Origin of the sequence: Rhizobium bangladeshense (assembly GCF_001662075.1) — a bacterium.
In the GTDB taxonomy this organism is placed as follows: domain Bacteria; phylum Pseudomonadota; class Alphaproteobacteria; order Rhizobiales; family Rhizobiaceae; genus Rhizobium; species Rhizobium bangladeshense_B.
Genome location: NZ_LYPL01000002.1, coordinates 382,840 through 399,290, shown reverse-complemented (window position 1 = coordinate 399,290; position 16,451 = coordinate 382,840). Strand labels below are relative to the sequence as shown.

General features: G+C 60.3%; 15 protein-coding genes and 1 tRNA gene. 3 read left to right on the top strand and 13 right to left on the bottom strand.

Features of this window, described 5'->3' with window-relative positions; translation table 11 throughout:
- The 7 genes from rnc to rpoZ all read right to left on the bottom strand — a co-directional run bounded on the left by rnc (position 1) and on the right by rpoZ (position 6,117).
- Positions 1 to 720, bottom strand: coding sequence for a ribonuclease III (gene rnc / locus A7X77_RS05915; protein ID WP_064682062.1), 720 nt, complete (start codon positions 718 to 720; stop codon positions 1 to 3).
- Entirely contained in the window at positions 717 to 1,460 is a 744-nt protein-coding gene (gene lepB, locus A7X77_RS05910; protein ID WP_064682061.1) for a signal peptidase I, read from the bottom strand. Before lepB ends, rnc begins: the two co-directional genes overlap by 4 nt.
- Before the next feature lie 339 nt (positions 1,461 to 1,799).
- The gene (gene acpS / locus A7X77_RS05905; RefSeq protein ID WP_064682060.1) at positions 1,800 to 2,204 is read right to left on the bottom strand and encodes a holo-ACP synthase; all 405 of its coding nucleotides are present in this window, start codon (positions 2,202 to 2,204) and stop codon (positions 1,800 to 1,802) included.
- Between the two features lie 38 nt (positions 2,205 to 2,242).
- Positions 2,243 to 2,833 carry a DUF2062 domain-containing protein gene (locus tag A7X77_RS05900; RefSeq protein ID WP_064682059.1) on the bottom strand — a complete coding sequence of 197 codons (591 nt, stop codon included), beginning with the start codon at positions 2,831 to 2,833 and terminating at the stop codon, positions 2,243 to 2,245.
- Between the two features lie 155 nt (positions 2,834 to 2,988).
- Positions 2,989 to 3,138, bottom strand: a complete 150-nt coding sequence (locus A7X77_RS05895; RefSeq protein WP_004675049.1) for a DUF3563 family protein — start codon at positions 3,136 to 3,138, stop codon at positions 2,989 to 2,991.
- A gap of 197 nt (positions 3,139 to 3,335) precedes the next feature.
- Complete coding sequence (locus tag A7X77_RS05890; RefSeq protein ID WP_064682058.1) at positions 3,336 to 5,570, bottom strand: RelA/SpoT family protein; 2,235 nt, start codon at positions 5,568 to 5,570, stop codon at positions 3,336 to 3,338.
- 142 nt (positions 5,571 to 5,712) lie between these two features.
- Positions 5,713 to 6,117 carry a DNA-directed RNA polymerase subunit omega gene (rpoZ, locus tag A7X77_RS05885; RefSeq protein WP_003574261.1) on the bottom strand — a complete coding sequence of 135 codons (405 nt, stop codon included), beginning with the start codon at positions 6,115 to 6,117 and terminating at the stop codon, positions 5,713 to 5,715.
- A 299-nt stretch (positions 6,118 to 6,416) separates the two neighbouring features.
- Here rpoZ and A7X77_RS05880 point away from each other — a divergent pair, with 299 nt between their 5' ends.
- A complete protein-coding gene (locus A7X77_RS05880; RefSeq protein WP_038687915.1) occupies positions 6,417 to 6,998 on the top strand; it encodes an NYN domain-containing protein in 582 nt (193 codons plus the stop codon).
- Positions 6,999 to 7,037: 39 nt separating this feature from the next.
- Here A7X77_RS05880 and smpB read toward each other — a convergent pair whose 3' ends face one another.
- Both smpB and dapA read right to left on the bottom strand, forming a co-directional pair.
- A complete protein-coding gene (gene smpB, locus A7X77_RS05875; protein WP_064682325.1) occupies positions 7,038 to 7,517 on the bottom strand; it encodes an SsrA-binding protein SmpB in 480 nt (159 codons plus the stop codon).
- A gap of 96 nt (positions 7,518 to 7,613) precedes the next feature.
- A complete protein-coding gene (gene dapA / locus A7X77_RS05870) occupies positions 7,614 to 8,498 on the bottom strand; it encodes a 4-hydroxy-tetrahydrodipicolinate synthase (protein WP_064682057.1) in 885 nt (294 codons plus the stop codon).
- Positions 8,499 to 8,712: 214 nt separating this feature from the next.
- Between dapA and A7X77_RS05865 the strand changes: the two genes are divergently transcribed.
- Together A7X77_RS05865 and A7X77_RS05860 are read left to right on the top strand one after the other, a co-directional pair.
- A complete protein-coding gene (locus A7X77_RS05865; RefSeq protein WP_064682056.1) occupies positions 8,713 to 10,788 on the top strand; it encodes a lytic transglycosylase domain-containing protein in 2,076 nt (691 codons plus the stop codon).
- 64 nt (positions 10,789 to 10,852) lie between these two features.
- On the top strand, positions 10,853 to 11,749 hold the full coding sequence (locus A7X77_RS05860; RefSeq protein WP_064682055.1) for an alpha/beta fold hydrolase: 897 nt from the start codon (positions 10,853 to 10,855) through the stop codon (positions 11,747 to 11,749).
- A gap of 195 nt (positions 11,750 to 11,944) precedes the next feature.
- Here the strand turns inward: A7X77_RS05860 and A7X77_RS05855 are convergent, their stop codons facing one another.
- The 4 genes from A7X77_RS05855 to A7X77_RS05840 form a co-directional block, all read right to left on the bottom strand.
- Complete coding sequence (locus A7X77_RS05855; protein ID WP_064682054.1) at positions 11,945 to 12,967, bottom strand: porin; 1,023 nt, start codon at positions 12,965 to 12,967, stop codon at positions 11,945 to 11,947.
- A gap of 568 nt (positions 12,968 to 13,535) precedes the next feature.
- Positions 13,536 to 13,626 (bottom strand) — tRNA-Ser (locus A7X77_RS05850).
- Between the two features lie 346 nt (positions 13,627 to 13,972).
- A complete protein-coding gene (locus tag A7X77_RS05845) occupies positions 13,973 to 15,190 on the bottom strand; it encodes an NAD(P)/FAD-dependent oxidoreductase (RefSeq protein ID WP_064682324.1) in 1,218 nt (405 codons plus the stop codon).
- Between the two features lie 87 nt (positions 15,191 to 15,277).
- Entirely contained in the window at positions 15,278 to 16,393 is a 1,116-nt protein-coding gene (locus A7X77_RS05840; RefSeq protein ID WP_064682053.1) for a Gfo/Idh/MocA family protein, read from the bottom strand.
- Positions 16,394 to 16,451: the final 58 nt, after the last annotated feature.

Here is a 16,451-nt window from a genome sequence, read left to right as displayed (position 1 = left end):
TCAGTTTCCGGCAGGCGATTGCTGCCAAATGCCTTCGCGCTCGAGCATCTTGGTCGCCGCCACTTGTTCGGCGGCACGCTTCGACCGCTCTACGCCGGTTTCCGGCTTTATGCCAGCAACTTCCACCGTCACCTTGAAGCGCGGATCATGATCCGGTCCGCTGCGTTCATCAACCCGATAGATTGGCGTGACGCCGAATTTCGCATGCGACCATTCCTGCAGCTCGGTCTTGGCGTCGCGCTTGGCGCCATCGGCCCTGACCGCCCTGCCCTGCCAGTAGCGCAGGATGAAGCGGCGCGCGACCTCGAGACCGCCATCAAGATAGATCGCGGCGATCAGGCTTTCGACGACATCGGCGCGCACGTTCATCATGCGCTTGCCGGTCAGTTTCTTCACATCGGCGCCGGTGCGGATATAGAGGTGAAGATTGAGTTCGTCGGCGACTGCAGCGCAGGTTTCGGCGCTGACGAGCTGGTTGAGACGAACCGAGAGCTCACCTTCCCCCGCCGTGCCGAAGGTGCGGAACAGGAGCTCGGCGATGCAGAGCCCGAGGACCCTGTCGCCGAGAAACTCCAGCCGCTCGTAATTGCCGCCCTTTTCCGTCCGGGCGCTGGCATGGGTCAGCGCGCGATCCAGGCGGGCCTTTTCGGCGAAGTCATGACCGATCAGGATTTCAAGCTTTGCGCGGTCCGCCGCAGAAAGCGTCTGCGCCTTGCTCATTCAACAACCTTGAAAAGGCGGTCCCAGCGCATATTGGTCGGCCACTTCCAGATTTCGCGGAACGACGTGTCGTTGCCGAGCGAGAAGAAGATGACGCTGGCGCGGCCAACGAGATTTTCAGCCGGCACGAAGCCGACATCGAAGCGGCTGTCGAGGGAATTGTCGCGGTTGTCGCCCATCATGAAATAATGGCCTTCCGGCACGATAAATTCACGGGTGTTGTCGCCGCGCGAGACCGGAGACTGGTCGAGCGTGTCGTAGGTCTTGCCGTCGTCCAGCGTTTCGCGGAAGACCGGTACGTCCTCACCCGGATCGAGCTTGTAATCCGAGGTGAAGCTGCCGTCCGCAACCTTCGGAACCGGCTTGCCGTTGACGTAGAGCACGCCGTCGGTGACCTGGATGCGGTCGCCCGGCAGACCGATGCAGCGCTTGATGTAATCGATATCGGGATTGGGCGGGAAGCGGAAAACGACGATGTCGCCACGCTTCGGCTCCGAGCCGAATAGGCGACCGCTGAAGATATCGGGAGAGAAGGGCAGCGAATATTTCGAATAGCCGTAAGCGAACTTATTGACGAAGATGTAGTCGCCGACGAGCAGCGTCGGCATCATCGAGCCGGACGGGATGGTAAAGGGCTGGAACAGCACGGTTCGGATCACCATCGCCAAAATCAGCGCCTGAATGATGACCTTGATATTTTCCCAGAGGGCGTTCGGCTTGGTTTGGACTTTTTCGGACACGCAGTCTTATTCCTTCAAGACGCCGCAGAGGCGCAATTCTTTCTGTCGTTCTCTTACTGCATAATTCCCTAAAAAAAATCGATTTAGGAAATTATGCAGCAATTCAAAGTGCTACGGGCGTCCTCGGCGCACCTGAAGAGACGCGCGGCGCTGTAGGGCATGATGCCGAAAAGTGTCAGCAGCTTTCGGACAACATCATGCTCCAATTCTTTAGTCCAGAACAGGATTCAGGCCGGCCGGCTTCAGATCATCCTGTTCTAGCGGCTTCGGCCGGTTGCGGCAATGGCGACAACATCAAAAGCGACGAGAGGTCGCGATCAGCGCTACCCGAGGCCACGATCAGAGGCTCTCAGGCAACGCCTCGATGATAACAAAGGCCTGCGCCAAGGGATAATCATCGGTTATTGTCAAATGAATGGCGGCCCTATGGCCGGTGGGCAGAATCGATTCGAGGATTGCGGCGGCACCGCCTGACAGAACCATGGTCGGCTTGCCGCTCGGCAGGTTGACGACACCCATGTCCTTCCAGAAGACACCCTGGGCGAGGCCCGTGCCAAGTGCCTTGGAACAGGCTTCCTTGGCGGCGAACCGCTTGGCATAGGATTCGGCACGGTTTGCCCGGCGGTCGGAACGGGCCCGCTCGACCTCGGTGAAACAGCGATGAGTGAAGCGCTCACCGAAGCGCTCGATCGATTTTTCGACACGGCGAATGTCGATCAGATCGCTGCCAATGCCGATGATCATGCCGGACCCTTCCGTCGCTTTAGCATTCTGCACGGGTTTCATACGCTCGGCATGTCGCTGACCGGCCCCGCCAGACGCAGGCGCGCCCGCTCCATCAGGCGCGTGCGGCGGCGCGTCTGAAACCCCTTCACGGTGTAGAACGTCAACGCATAGAGTGCAACGGAGGTCACGGCGGCCGGCGGAATGGCGCCGATCAGCATCGGCTCCAGCACCGGCTTCCATAATTCGGTGAAGTTCAGCTTGTGAAAGAGGGCAGTGAGATCCACCGCCTGACCGGCCAGATGATCCTCACGGCTCAACAGCAGATGGCCGATTTCCCAAGTGATGCCCCAGATGAAGGGATAGGTCAGCGGATTGCCGAAGGCAGCGCAGCCGAGGGCGGCCGCCACCATATTGCCCGAGAGGAAATAGGTGATGACGAAAGCCATGACGAAATGCACGCCGATGAACGGCGTCCACGAGACGAAGACACCCGCGGCGACGCCGGCCGCAACCGCATGCGGCGAAGCGCTCAGGCGCAGAATGCGCATTGTCAGATAACGGATCGGGCGAAGGAAACCTTTTCGGGGCCACAGAAGCTCCCGCATCTTTTCCTTGAAACCCGCAGGCTTGCGACGGCGAAATAACATGGCGGCTATTTAGTGCACCGCACAGGACCGTGACAAGAGCGGCAAATGATACCACCCGCAAAACAGCTACTCAATTTTCTCTGCGGAGCAGCGGCTTCATGCCGAGGGGCGTTCGTAACGCAACGTCCCCCACTCATCCAAGTATAAATCCGCTATTAGCGGCTGCGGAACAGGCCGCGGTCGACTTGGCGCTGACGAAACTCGAGATCGATACGATCGAACGAGCCGTTCAGATAGGCCATTTCACGTTCCTGCGTAGTCGGAGCGCGAAGAGCGCGAGCGATTTTCCTGATAGGATCAAACATTTCCTTGTCTCATCTTCTGTTTACGTTTTGGACGATCAGAAGATAGTCCCGGCAGAGGTTAATTACCACCGCCCGCAACATGGGGACAGCCATGCATTGAATGCATACATTGCCACTTCGATGCGCGAGCCTGACCTTGAAACGGTTATAAAATGTGCAAATTCTCGATCAGCTGCCAATGACAGGCTTAACAAAGCCTATTCGTAGAGCCGCCGGACCGTGGCGATGCAATCGAGTTCCTTCATCTGGGCGAGCAGCTGATTGAGCTGACGCAGATCCCAGACCTCGACTTCGAGCATCATTTCGGTGAAATCGGCCGCCACCCGGACGGTGTTCAGCAGGCGGATATTGACGTCAAGACTTGCAACCGTCTGGGCGACCTTGGCGAGCGTGCCGGGCTCGTTCAATCCATTCACCATGATGCGCGCCATGAAGCGCGACTTGTTGGCTTCGTCGAGGTCCCAGCGGACATCGATCCAACGGTCTGGCTGATCATCGAAGCGCTGCAGGCTCGGCGACTGGATCGGATAGATGGTGATACCCTTGCCCTGATCCATGATGCCGACGATCCGGTCGCCGGGCACGGCGCCGGTCGAGGCGAACTTGACGTCGACATTGCCGGACAGGCCGCGGATCGGGCCGATATCGACATCGGCGTCGACTTCGGAGTGGCCGCCCTCGGCCCCGGCCTTGGTCTTGCCGGGGATCTTGAAGATCATGCCGGCGGCGCTGCGGACGTTGAACCAGCCGTCGTCGCCGGAAGGCTTGACGGTGACGCGCTCGTCCTGATGGTCGGGATAGACGGCGCGCAGCACGTCGAGCGAGGACATCTCGCCGCGCCCGACGGCGGCGATCGCATCCTCGACGTCCTTCTGGCCGAGACGGTGCAACGCCGGCTTCATCGCCTCGCGCGAGAAGATCTTGCCGGCCCGGTTGAAAGTGCGCTCGAGAATGCGGTGGCCGAGGCCGGCATATTGCTTCCGAATGGCCATGCGGGTGGCGCGGCGAATGGCGGCGCGCGCCTTGCCGGTGACGACGATCTCCTCCCAGGCGGCCGGCGGAACCTGCACGCCGGAGCGGATGATCTCGACTTCGTCGCCATTGGCCAGGCGCGTCACCAGCGGCATGATGCGGCCGTTGATCTTGGCGCCAACCGTGGTGTCGCCGATATTGGTGTGAACGGCGTAGGCGAAGTCGATCGGCGTGGCCCCGCGCGGCAGGGCAATCAGCTTGCCCTTCGGCGTGAAGCAGAAGACCTGGTCCTGGAAAAGCTCGAGCTTGGTGTGCTCGAGGAATTCTTCCGGACTGTCGCCCTCGGCGAGCGCCTCGATCGTATGGCGCAGCCAGGAATAGGCATTGGATTCGCGTGAAAGGATGTCGCCATCGGCATTGGTGGCGCCGTCCTTATAGAGCGTGTGGGCGGCGATGCCGAATTCGGCGATTTCGTGCATGCGCTTGGTGCGGATCTGCAGTTCGATGCGCTGGCTGGAGGGACCGACGATGGTGGTATGCAGCGAACGGTAGTCGTTCTGCTTCGGCGTCGAGATATAGTCCTTGAAGCGGCCGGGTACGACACGCCAGCGCGTATGCACGATGCCGAGCGCGCGATAGCAGGACGGGATGTCCTCGACGATCAGACGGAAGCCGTAGACATCCGAAAGCTGTTCGAAGGACAGCGACTTCGACTGCATCTTGCGGAAGACCGAATAGGGCTTTTTCTGCCGGCCCTTGACATAGGCGCTCGTCAGGCCGCTGGCGACCAGCAGGTCGCGCAACTCGGCCTCGATCTTCTTGACGATGCCCTCGTTGCGCTTGGAGAGCTCTTCGAGCCTTTTCGTGACGGTCTCATAGGCTTCCGGGTTCATGTGCCGGAAGGAGAGCTCCTCCAGCTCCTCGCGCATGTCCTGCATGCCCATGCGGCCGGCGAGCGGCGCATAGATTTCCATCGTCTCCTCGGAGATGCGGGCGCGCTTGTCGGCCGACATGTGATCGAGGGTGCGCATATTGTGCAGGCGGTCGGCAAGCTTGACGAGCAGCACGCGCACATCGTCTGAAATGGCCAGCAGCAGCTTGCGTAGGTTCTCCGCCTGCTTGGCCTTCTTGGTGACGAGATCGAGCTTCTTGATCTTCGTCAGGCCCTCGACCAGACGGCCGATATCCTCGCCGAAGAGTTCGTCGATCTCGGCACGCGTCGCCGTCGTATCTTCGATCGTATCGTGCAGAAGGGCAACCGCAATCGTCGATTCGTCGAGATGCATGTCGGTGAGGATGGCGGCGACCTCGAGCGGATGGGAAATATAGGGATCGCCGCTCGCGCGCTTTTGCTGGCCATGCTTCTGCATGGCGTAGACATAGGCTTTGTTCAGCAGTGCTTCATTGGCATCGGGCTTGTATTGCTGAACCCGCTCCACGAGCTCGTACTGCCGCATCATTCCAAAGCCACTCCGGTAAAAATAAAAGCGCGCCAATCAACGATTGGCGCACACATGGGCAATAATATGCCTTAGCAATAAAGGCGCAAGATTGACGATTGGTAATCGTCGCTCTTTTCCGGATCAGCACCGGCCGGCGCGCTTAATAATCGTCGCTCTTTTCCGGCGGCACCAAGCCCTCGATGCCGGCAAGCAGCTCTTCTTCCGACATCTGGTCGAAGGTGATCGTCTCCGGCAGGTCGTCCTGCTCCTCGCTGTCGGCTGCGGCAACACCGCCGGCGGCGATCATGCTGGCCGGATCGGGCTCCGGCTCGTCGACTTCGACATGCTTCTGCAGCGAGTGGATCAGATCTTCCTTGAGGTCATCGGGCGAAAGCGTCTCGTCGGCGATTTCGCGCAGAGCGACGACAGGATTCTTGTCGTTGTCGCGATCGATGGTGATCGAGGCACCCTGGGAAATCAGCCGGGCGCGGTGGCTGGCGAGCAGAACCAGCTCGAAGCGGTTCTCTACCTTGTCAATGCAATCTTCAACTGTGACACGGGCCATTGCCTGTCCTTTACGGTCGTCATTTCGGGATTAACACGCCCGATACAATTAAAACCGGGCAAATACAAGTTTTTCATTCCGGCTCCCCTCGTCTTTATCCGTGGCTGAGCTAAATTTCCATGGAGAATGTCACAATTCCACCGAAGGTTGCTTGGAATATGGCGAATCGTGCCCTAAATCTCCCTTATATGAACACTTAGTAAAGTAAGGATCAAATCAAAAATCACAGTAAGCCATTGTATTTATTGAAATTTGATGCCCTGCGAATTTCGATTTCTCTCATTAGGAATTGGCAAGCGATGTTTGACCCACGCGAAAAAATTGCACTCTTTATTGACGGCGCCAACCTCTACGCTGCATCCAAGAGCCTCGGTTTCGACATAGATTACCGCAAGCTTTTGAAAGCGTTCCAGAAACGCGGCTACCTCCTGCGCGCCTACTACTATACGGCCTTGATCGAGGATCAGGAATATTCATCGATCCGTCCTTTGATCGACTGGCTCGATTACAACGGCTACAAGGTCGTGACCAAACCCGCCAAGGAGTTTACCGATTCCATGGGCCGGCGGAAGATCAAGGGCAACATGGACATCGAGCTTGCGATCGACGCCATGGAGCAATCCGAAACCGTCGACCATCTTGTCATTTTCTCCGGCGACGGCGACTTCACCAACCTGGTCGAGGCGCTGCAGCGCAGAGGCCGCAAGGTCTCGGTGATCTCGACGATGGCGACCCAGCCGCCGATGATCGCCGACGACCTGCGCCGCCAGGCCGATCATTTCATCGACCTCTTATCTCTGAAGGCTGAGATCGGTCGCGATCCGTCGGAGCGGGCGCCACGTCCGGCCGAAGTCGCCCCGGCCAGCGATTTCGAGGAGTGATCGAAAGCGCCGCGAGCAGATCAGCTGCGGCTTGATGGCTCAGCCATTATCCTTCAATAAGCGGCTCTTCTGGCGGTTCCAGTCGCGCTCCTTCTCGGATTCGCGCTTGTCGTGCAGTTTCTTGCCCTTGGCGAGCGCCAATTCCATCTTCGCCCGTCCCCGATCGTTGAAATAGATCTTCAGCGGGATCAGCGTCATGCCTTCGCGGTTGACGGCTGAGCGCAGGCGATGGATTTCGCGGCCTGACAGCAGGAGCTTGCGGCGCCGGCGCGGTTCGTGGTTGAAGCGGTTCGCCTGCAGATATTCCGGCAGGTAGGAATTGATCAGCCAGATCTCGCCGTCCTCGTCCGATGCGTAGGATTCGGCGATATTGGCCTTGCCTTCGCGCAGCGACTTGACCTCCGTGCCCATCAGCACGAGACCGGCCTCATAAGTGTCGATGATCTGGTAGTTGAAGCGGGCCTTGCGGTTTTCGGCTACGACCTTGTTCACCACGCGCTGGCTGCCTTTGGGGGCCATGACGATATTTCCTTCGAGGCGCGCGAAAAGCCGCGCCCTCATTGCTTGCTCTTTATGTAAGGGAACGATCCGGCCTTGTGAAGACGGCCGGTCTCCTCAGTTGAGCAGCCCCGCATGCCGCATGGCCGCGTCGATCGCTGCTTCGGTTGCCGGCTCCAGCGTCGACAGCAGCGGCGAGCGGACGGTGCGGCTCATGCGGCCGAGCTTGGAAAGGCCGTATTTGGCGCCGCAGAGACCGGGTTCGAGGAAGATCGCCTTGTGCAGCGGCATCAGCCGATCCTGATATTCCAGCGCGCGGGCGTATTCGCCGGCCAGCGTTGCCGCCTGAAAATCGGCGCAGAGGCGCGGGGCGACATTGGCCGTTACCGAGATGCAGCCGACGCCGCCGTGGGCATTGAAGCCGAGTGCCGTGGCGTCCTCGCCGGACAATTGCCTGAAGTCCTTGCCGCAGGTGATGCGCTGCTCGGAGACACGCTCGATCTTGCCCGTCGCATCCTTGACACCGACGATATTCCTGTGCCCTTTGACGAGCGCGCCCATCGTTTCCGGCGTCATGTCGACCACCGAACGGCCGGGGATATTATAGATATAGATCGGCAGCGCGACGGCTGCGGCGATCGCCGAAAAATGCGCGATCAGCCCCTTCTGCGTCGGCTTGTTGTAATAGGGCGTGACGACAAGCACGGCGTCGGCGCCGACCTTTTCGGCATGCTGGGCAAGCTCGATCGCCTCACGCGTGTTGTTCGAACCGGCGCCGGCCATGACGGGAACGCGTTTTGCGGCCACTTCGATGCAGAGTTCCACGACCCGCTTGTGTTCGGCATGCGACAGTGTCGGCGATTCGCCTGTCGTGCCGACCGGAACGAGACCGCCGCTGCCTTCCTTGATCTGCCAGTCGACATGGGCGGCGAAGCTGTCTTCGTCGATCGATCCGGCATCGGTGAAAGGGGTAACGAGGGCGGGAATGGACCCATTGAACATGCAAAGCTCCTCACGACCAAGTCCTTGCTTCGGCCGCATTCCATGACTAAGAGTTGCGCACCATAGAGCGCCGAAATCATCGCGACAAGCGCGGAGAGTTCGGTTTAGGGCAAAATCCGATAGCAGATGTGAATGAATTTTACCTGGTACGGTAAGGTTTCGTTAAGATGCCTCCAGCCAAATGGGTAGGGCGTGTTTTCGTGCGAGATCCCGGATGAAGAAAGCTGTCCTGATTCTGACCGCCTTCGGCTTCGTTGCCGCCGCGTGGGGCAGCGTTGCGTCGCCGCTTGCCGGCGAAAACCTTCCTGCGGCTGACGTCAAGCCGATCGGCTTCGTTCCCGAGACATCGATACCGGCGGCGCTGACCACCGGCGCCATCCCGCGCAATCCCGCCATCGCGCCGGTTGCCAGTGATTTGAAAACCGGCCTCGACGCGCTTAGCGCCAAGAATCCGCAACTGGCTCTGTCGATCCGCGACAGCATGCGGCAGGGGATGCTTGACCGCCATATCCTCACCTGGGCGATCGCCGTATCCGGATTGAAGGGCGTTCCCTCCTATGAGATCGCCAGAGCAGCGCAGGAGCTCAAGGGATGGCCCGGCCTTTCGCGGCTGCGCGCCTATTCCGAACGGGCGCTCTACGATGAAAACCCCGCCCCATCATCCGTGCTTGCCGCCTTCGGCGATACCGCGCCCGAGACGATGCAGGGCGCCGTCATTCTCGGGCGGGCGCTGGTTGCCTCAGGCAAGCAGGCGCAGGCGGCAAAATATATCCGCAAGCTCTGGCGCACGGAGGCGCTCGACAAGGCGGGTGAAGACAAGATTCTCGTCGAATTCTCCGCCCTGCTGACGCCGGCCGACCATAAGGCACGGATGGACTATCTGATGTATCGCGGCCGGGTGGCGCAGGCCAAGCGGTTCGGCGACATGGGTGAGGCGCAATCGCTCTACAAGGCCTGGGCCGCCGTCGACGCCAAAGCCGCCAATGCCGGCGCGCTGCTTAATGCCGTCGACGCGAGATGGCGCGGCGATGCCGGCCTGCTGTTTGCGAAGATCGAATATCTGCGCAAGCAGGACAAATATGCCGAGGCGGCAGCCCTGCTGGAGAAGATGCCGCGCGAAGCCGGCGAACTCGTCAATTCCGGCGAATGGTGGAACGAGCAGCGGATCGTCAGCCGCGGCCTCGTCGACCAGGGACAATTCAAACCGGCCTACCGCATCGTCGCGAACTACGCGGCAACCAGCCCGACCGACATCGTCGAGGCCGAGTTCCACGCCGGATGGTATGCGCTCCGCGGCCTGCAGGACCCGACAACGGCGGAAAGACATTTCCGCAAGATTTTGGCGACGTCGAACGGACCGATTTCGGTGTCGCGCGCCTGGTACTGGCTCGGGCGGGCAGCCGAGGCCGGCGGCCCCGGCAATTCAGGCGAATTCTACGGCAAGGCCGCAAATTTTCCCGGCACCTTCTACGGCCAGCTCGCGGCCGAAAGACTGGGACGAAAAACGCTCAATGTCGCCTATCCCGCGCCCAGCACGGCCGACCGCCAGCGCCTTCAGGCGCGCGAAGCCGTGCAGGCGATCACCCGGCTCGAGGCGGCAGGTCACGGCTGGCGCGCCGACATTCTCTATCTCGCACTTGCCGACCAGCTGCAGAGCCCGGGGGAACTGGCTATCCTCGCAGCACAGGCCGAGCAATCGGGCAATCACCATCTGTCGCTGCAGATCGGCAAGATCGCCTATGGCCGGGGCATTGACGTCGCAGCGCTTGCCTTTCCCGTCGGGGTGATCCCGGCGAATGCCAATATATCCGGCTCCGGCAAGGCGCTCGCCTATGCCATCGCCCGGCAGGAAAGCGCCTTCAACCCGGCCGCCGTTTCGGCAGCAAATGCGCGCGGTCTGCTGCAGCTTCTACCCGGCACGGCCCAGGCGGTGGCCAAGCGCCACAACATCACCTTTTCGAAGGACAAGCTGACGGCCGATGCCGGCTATAATGCAACGCTCGGCGCGCATTATCTCGGCGAACAAATCGAGGCCTTCGGCGGCTCCTATATTCTCACCTTCGTCGCCTATAATGCTGGGCCGAAGCGGGTGCCGGAATGGATCGGCCGCTACGGCGACCCGCGCGGCAGGCCGATCGACGAGATCGTCGACTGGATCGAGCGCATCCCCTTCCCCGAGACGCGCAACTACGTGCAGCGGGTGATGGAGAATTACGAAGTCTACAAGGCTCGCCTCGGCCAGCCGACGGATATCGAGCGCGACCTGATCGGCGGACGCAGCGCCTCCTGAAGCCGTTTGGCGCGGCTTGAAAAGCAGGCTACATCTTCGGGCCCAGATAGGTCTTGAGGATGCGATGGCGGACATAGATGCAGGCGGTTTCCACGAACGATATTATTCTTCTGCCGATGGGCTGACGCTTTATGCCCGCGACTACCGGACGGGTGAGGCGGCAGGCGCCGCACGGCTGCCGGTGATCTGCCTGCCCGGCCTGACCCGCAATTGCCGGGATTTTCACCCGCTTGCGCTGCGTCTCAGCCGCGACGAGACAGGCCCACGCCGGGTGATCGCGCTCGATTCGCGCGGACGCGGAAATTCCGCATGGGATGAGAACAAGGCCAATTACACTCTCGCCGTCGAGGCCGGCGACATTATTGCCGCCTGCGCGGCTTTCGGCATCGAGCGAGCGGTTTTCATCGGCACATCGCGTGGCGGGCTGATACTGCATCTGATCGCGGCGACACGGCCGGATCTTCTCGAAGCCGTCATCCTGAACGACATCGGCCCTGCGATCGAGGCCGGAGGGCTGGCACTTATTCGCGACTACTTGAACAGCGGCAGGAAGCCGGCCGATTGGAACGAGGCGGCCGATATACTGCAGCAGAATCACGGTGCCTCGTTCACCGCGCTTGCAGGGGAAGACTGGCGCGAGATGGCGCTTGCGCTTTACCGCGACACCGACGGAAGACCTGTCGCCGACTTCGATCCGGCAATCGCCGAGGCGCTGCGATCGGTCGATTTCAGCCAGCCGCTGCCCGAGCTCTGGGAGCAATTCGAAAACCTGAGCCGGTTGCCGCTGATGCTGATCCGCGGCGAAAACACCGCTCTGCTCTCAAAGGAGACGGCCGCGGAAATGGTCCGCCGGCATCCGAGCCTGGTCCTGCACGCTGCTCAGGGACAAGGACATGCGCCCCTGCTCCATCTTGGCGACATCCCTGCAGCAATTGGAGCTTTCCTCGCCAGCTGCCGATAGCTGACGGAGACCGTTCTGCTGCAGCCGCGCGTCTTTTGAGACAGGCAAAGGCGCCATAACCTTGCAAGCCGGCGGGTTTCCGTAACCGGCACCGATGTCCAGGCCCGATGCGCAACCGCCTCCATGCGGTTCGTGCAGATACAAAAAGCCCGGCTTGGGAGCCGGGCTTTCCTGATTGACCGAAGTCAGATCAGATTAGAACGAACGCTGCAGGCGGAAGTAGCCAGCCGTCGAGTCGTCGTCGTTTTCCGGATCGAGGTACTGAACCGAAGCCTTGGCGTAGAAGTTGTCGACGATCTGGTAATCAACCGTCAGACCAACCTTCCAAGCGTCGTCATCGCTGAAGTCGTCGCCTGCAACGTAGTAGTTGCTGTAGTACTGGACGCCAGGAGTGATCTTGAGCTTGTCGGTTGCCTTGATTGCGTATTCGGCAGCGATAGCCCATTCAGCCTTGGTGTAGTAGGAGCTCGGGCCGGTAGCGTATACGGCAGCGAGGCCGAGCGTACCAGGACCGATGTCAACCGTACCCATTGCACGGACAGCGCCTTCTTCGTTGTCGACGTCATAGCCGGCAGTGATCTGGTAGCTGAACGCACCAGCCTTGCCACCGAGACCGACGGCTACGCCGACGTTGTTCGGCTCTTCGTCAGACTTGTAGAAGCCGTCTTCCAGTTCGTCGACGCTGATGCCAGCGTAGAAAGCGTCGGTTTCGTACTGATAACGGAGCGAGTTATGCAGCGTGACCGGAGAACCGATATCGTCGGTTTCGCCGGAAAGGCCGTCGTCCCACCAGCTGTAGAACAGACCAGCGCGGAAGCCGGCGATGTCGAGGTAAGCGGAGTCGAGCTTGGCTTGCTGTTCCGAAGCGTTGTCAGCATTGAACTGCATGACGATAACGCCGGTCAGCGGACCATACTCAGTGTCGCTCTTGGCGGTGAACTGAACCTGGCCGCGCGTACGAGCATCCCAGTCAGAGTCGTTAGACTCGGAGAGATTGGTCGGCTGATCACCAACGTCAACCTGGAAACGGATGTAACCGTTGATCTTGAGGCAGGTTTCGGTGCCCGGGATGTAGAAGTAGCCGGTGCCGTAAGCGTCGCAGACGCGAACGTATTCAACCGGTTCCGGCTCGGCAGCAACGATAGCGTCAGCAGCCTGAGCACCGGAAACTACTGCGAGAGCAGCAGCGGAGCCGAGAAGAAGGCTCTTGATGTTCATAAATGACCTCCAATTCAAAGTTTCGATCGGGTTTGGGATCTTTCGCTGAGCAGCGTTCCCTGCCCCATCCCCGTGTTTCAAGAAGTGGACGATCCGTCGCCCTTGCTTCCGAGGGTGAAAATACAAGACGGCGGCCGCCACGCAATCACCAACTTACTCCAACGAGGGGTTTGAGGGAGCCTTCCGCGCATTCTGTTGCTGAAAGGACACAAGTCGGGCAACCGGCCTCGATTTCTTTTATCCTTTGTTAAGAAAGGTCTTATTTTGCGGGTGCTTAGTAGAGATCGACAATCGGCTGGACATGCGCCTTTCGACACATTCGTGACGTTTTTTTGACAAAATCTGATCATTGCGGGAGATATCCGGATCGCCGGAAGCGTAACCGGCCGGTCACCGATCCGCTTTCGCAGGTCGCCGAGGACAGGAACGCGGGAGGTGATTCCCGCCGGCGATTCTCTCTCTTCGAAGGGAAGAGATTTCTCCACCGCACGACTGCGAGACATCGCCGATCAGGCGACCACGATTCCGGCCGAAGGCTAAGAGACGACATGCGCTGCGGAAATCGAAATGGCGGAGAAGATGGGATTCGAACCCACGATACGCTTTTGACGTATACTCCCTTAGCAGGGGAGCGCCTTCGACCACTCGGCCACCTCTCCGGTGCGGCCTAACTATGGTGACCGGTCTGTGAATGCAAGGGTTTTTTGAGTTTTCATCAGAAGAAATGCAGCGGCCGGCATTTCGACCGGGTTGGGTAACGGGGCATTGGTGCCTGCCCGTGATCTGCATGATTGGATCGCGCGTCTCTTCAATACGAGACCTCGCTCTACCGCCAAGCGCTCGGGTAGAGCGATGGCGAAACGGTTCCGATTCGCGGGCTCTCGGATCGCAAAATGGCGCGCGACCAAAGATTCACCAAACCATTGCAATCGCGCCCTTTCAGCAGAGGGCCGCGCCCTCCTGCGTCAGGCAAAGGGCTCGTTCCTTGCGGCATCGCCTCCCGGCTCAGGCGAGCAGGCTCTTGAGATCGGCGGATGGGTCGGCGAGAATCGATCGGTCGGGGTTAATTCCGGATTCCAGCAGTTTCTTGCCGGTCACATAGGCTTTGGCGTCGTTGATCGCGTCGACGGCGATCAACCGGCCTTCCCTGAAGTACCAGACCGAATGGGCGCCTTCGCGGGCGCCGGGGCGCAGCAACGTATCGTCATAACCGAGATTGAAGCCGGCAATCTGCAGCTTGACGTCGTACTGGTCGGACCAGAACCAGGGCTTGGGATCATAAGGATCGTTGCCGCCGGCGATGACGGCGGCCGCCGCTTCGGCCTGGTCGACGGCATTCTGCACCGATTCGAGCCGGATGCGCCCACCCTGCCAGGGAAGGGCCGCGCAATCGCCGGCCGCGAAAATCGCCGAATCGGAAGTGCGGGCGAATTCGTCGACAACGATGCCGTTGGCAACTTCGAGGCCGGCTTCCTTGGCAAGCTGATCGTTCGGCACGACGCCGATGCCGACGACGACAAAGTCGACGTCGATAGTCGATCCGTCGGAAAGTGCCGCACCAGCGACGCGGCCGTCCTTGCCGATCAGGTGCTTGAGCCCGGTTTTTTCGCGGATCACCACGTCGTGGGCCTCATGGATCGCGCGCATGATGTCGGCCGTCTCCTTCGCCGCAACGCGCTGCAGGATGCGGTCGGCCATCTCGATGACGGTGACCTCAAGGCCAAGATGGCGGGCAACGGCCGCCGCCTCCAGGCCGATATAACCGCCGCCGATGATCAGGACGCGACGGCCGGGCCGCATCTCCTCGGCGAGCAGATCAGCGTCACGCTTATCGCGGGCGACATAGACGCCTTCGAGATCGCCGCCGATTGCGGCCGGCAGCCGGCGCGGCGTCGAGCCGGTGGCCAGCGCCAGCGTGCCGTAGTCGAGAACGGAGCCGTCCTGCAGCAGAACCTGCTTGCTGTCCGGCTTGATCTCCTCGGCCCAAGTGGAAAGGCGAAGGTCGACGTCATTGTCGCCATACCAGTGCTGGTCGCGAAACAGCAGGCGGTCGAAGCTCATTTCGCCGAGCAGATATTTCTTCGAAAGCGGCGGGCGCTGATAGGGCGCCACATCCTCGGCGCCGATAAGGCTGATCGGGCGCGTATCCTTCAATGCTCGCAGCTTGGCCGCCAATGCGAAACCGGCCTGCCCCGCGCCGATGATCACCAATCTATCCGTCACGATTTCACTCCCGAAACTGCGCCCGACAACCACGTCAAGGCCTATCCCCTGCCCGGAGCGCCGTCAACGGAAAGCGGCTTCTTACCTTCAGCCGATTTCGATCCAGCGACGCTCGTGGAAAGACTGTGCCATGGCATGCACCGACTTCTCTATCCTGAGACCGTCTTTAAATGTCACGATCGACGACGGTTCACCCGATATTGCCCGGATCAACTCGCGGCATTCGATGATCTTGAGATCATTGAAGCCGAGGCCGTGGCCGGGAGCCGGAATGAACCGATCATACGGCCGATGGGCAGGTGCCGCCAGTATCTTGCGAAAACCCTGTTCGGAGCCACGCCCCTCGGCCTGATAGAGTTCGAATTCATTCATACGCTCCTGGTCGTAGACGATCGAGCCTTTCGAGCCGTAAATCTGCAGGGCGATGCGGCCCTTGCGCCCCCAGGCGGCGCGATTCGCCATCAACACGGCGGAGATGCCACCGCCAAGCCGCATCAGCACGTTGGCAGCATCGTGATTTTCGACGGCACGGCGGCCACCCGCACTGAGCGGACGGTCGGCATAGGGCTTCACCATATCTGTAGTGACGGCCTCGACGTGGCCGAAAAGATACCAGAGCAACGACAGCGGATGCACGGCAAAATCGTCAAGCGCGCCGTAGCCGGCGGCAAGCTCGCTCTTCCAATAGAAGAAGACATCGGGATCGGCCATAAAATCCTCGTCCATTTCGACGCGGATATGGTTGACCGCGCCGATGGCGCCCTCACCGACAAGCGTCTTGATATGCCTCATGACGGGATTCTGGATGTAATTATAGCCGAGGGCGGCCACCTTGCCGGATCGCTCCGCCGTTTCCAGCATGCGCTCGGCATCGGCATAGGCCGGCGCCATCGGCTTCTCGCACCAGACATGCTTGCCGGCTTCAAGGGCTGCAATCGCCATCTCGGCGTGGAACTGATTGGGTGTGGTGACGGAAACGACATCGACCTCCGGGTCGGCGATCAGCGCCCGCCAGTCGGCGGTTGCCTTCTCGAATCCGAATTCGGAGGCGCGCGCCTCAGCAAGTCCGGCATTGGCTTCAGCCAGATGCACGAGTCGCGGACGCTCGACATCGCCGAATACGGTCTTCACCGCATTCCACGCCAGCGCATGGCACTTTCCCATATAACCGGTGCCGATCAACCCGATGCCAAGTGGCTTCATTTCCGTCTCCTCCACGACTGCGCGCGGATTTTTGGAATATTTGGATCATTTTGGCAAG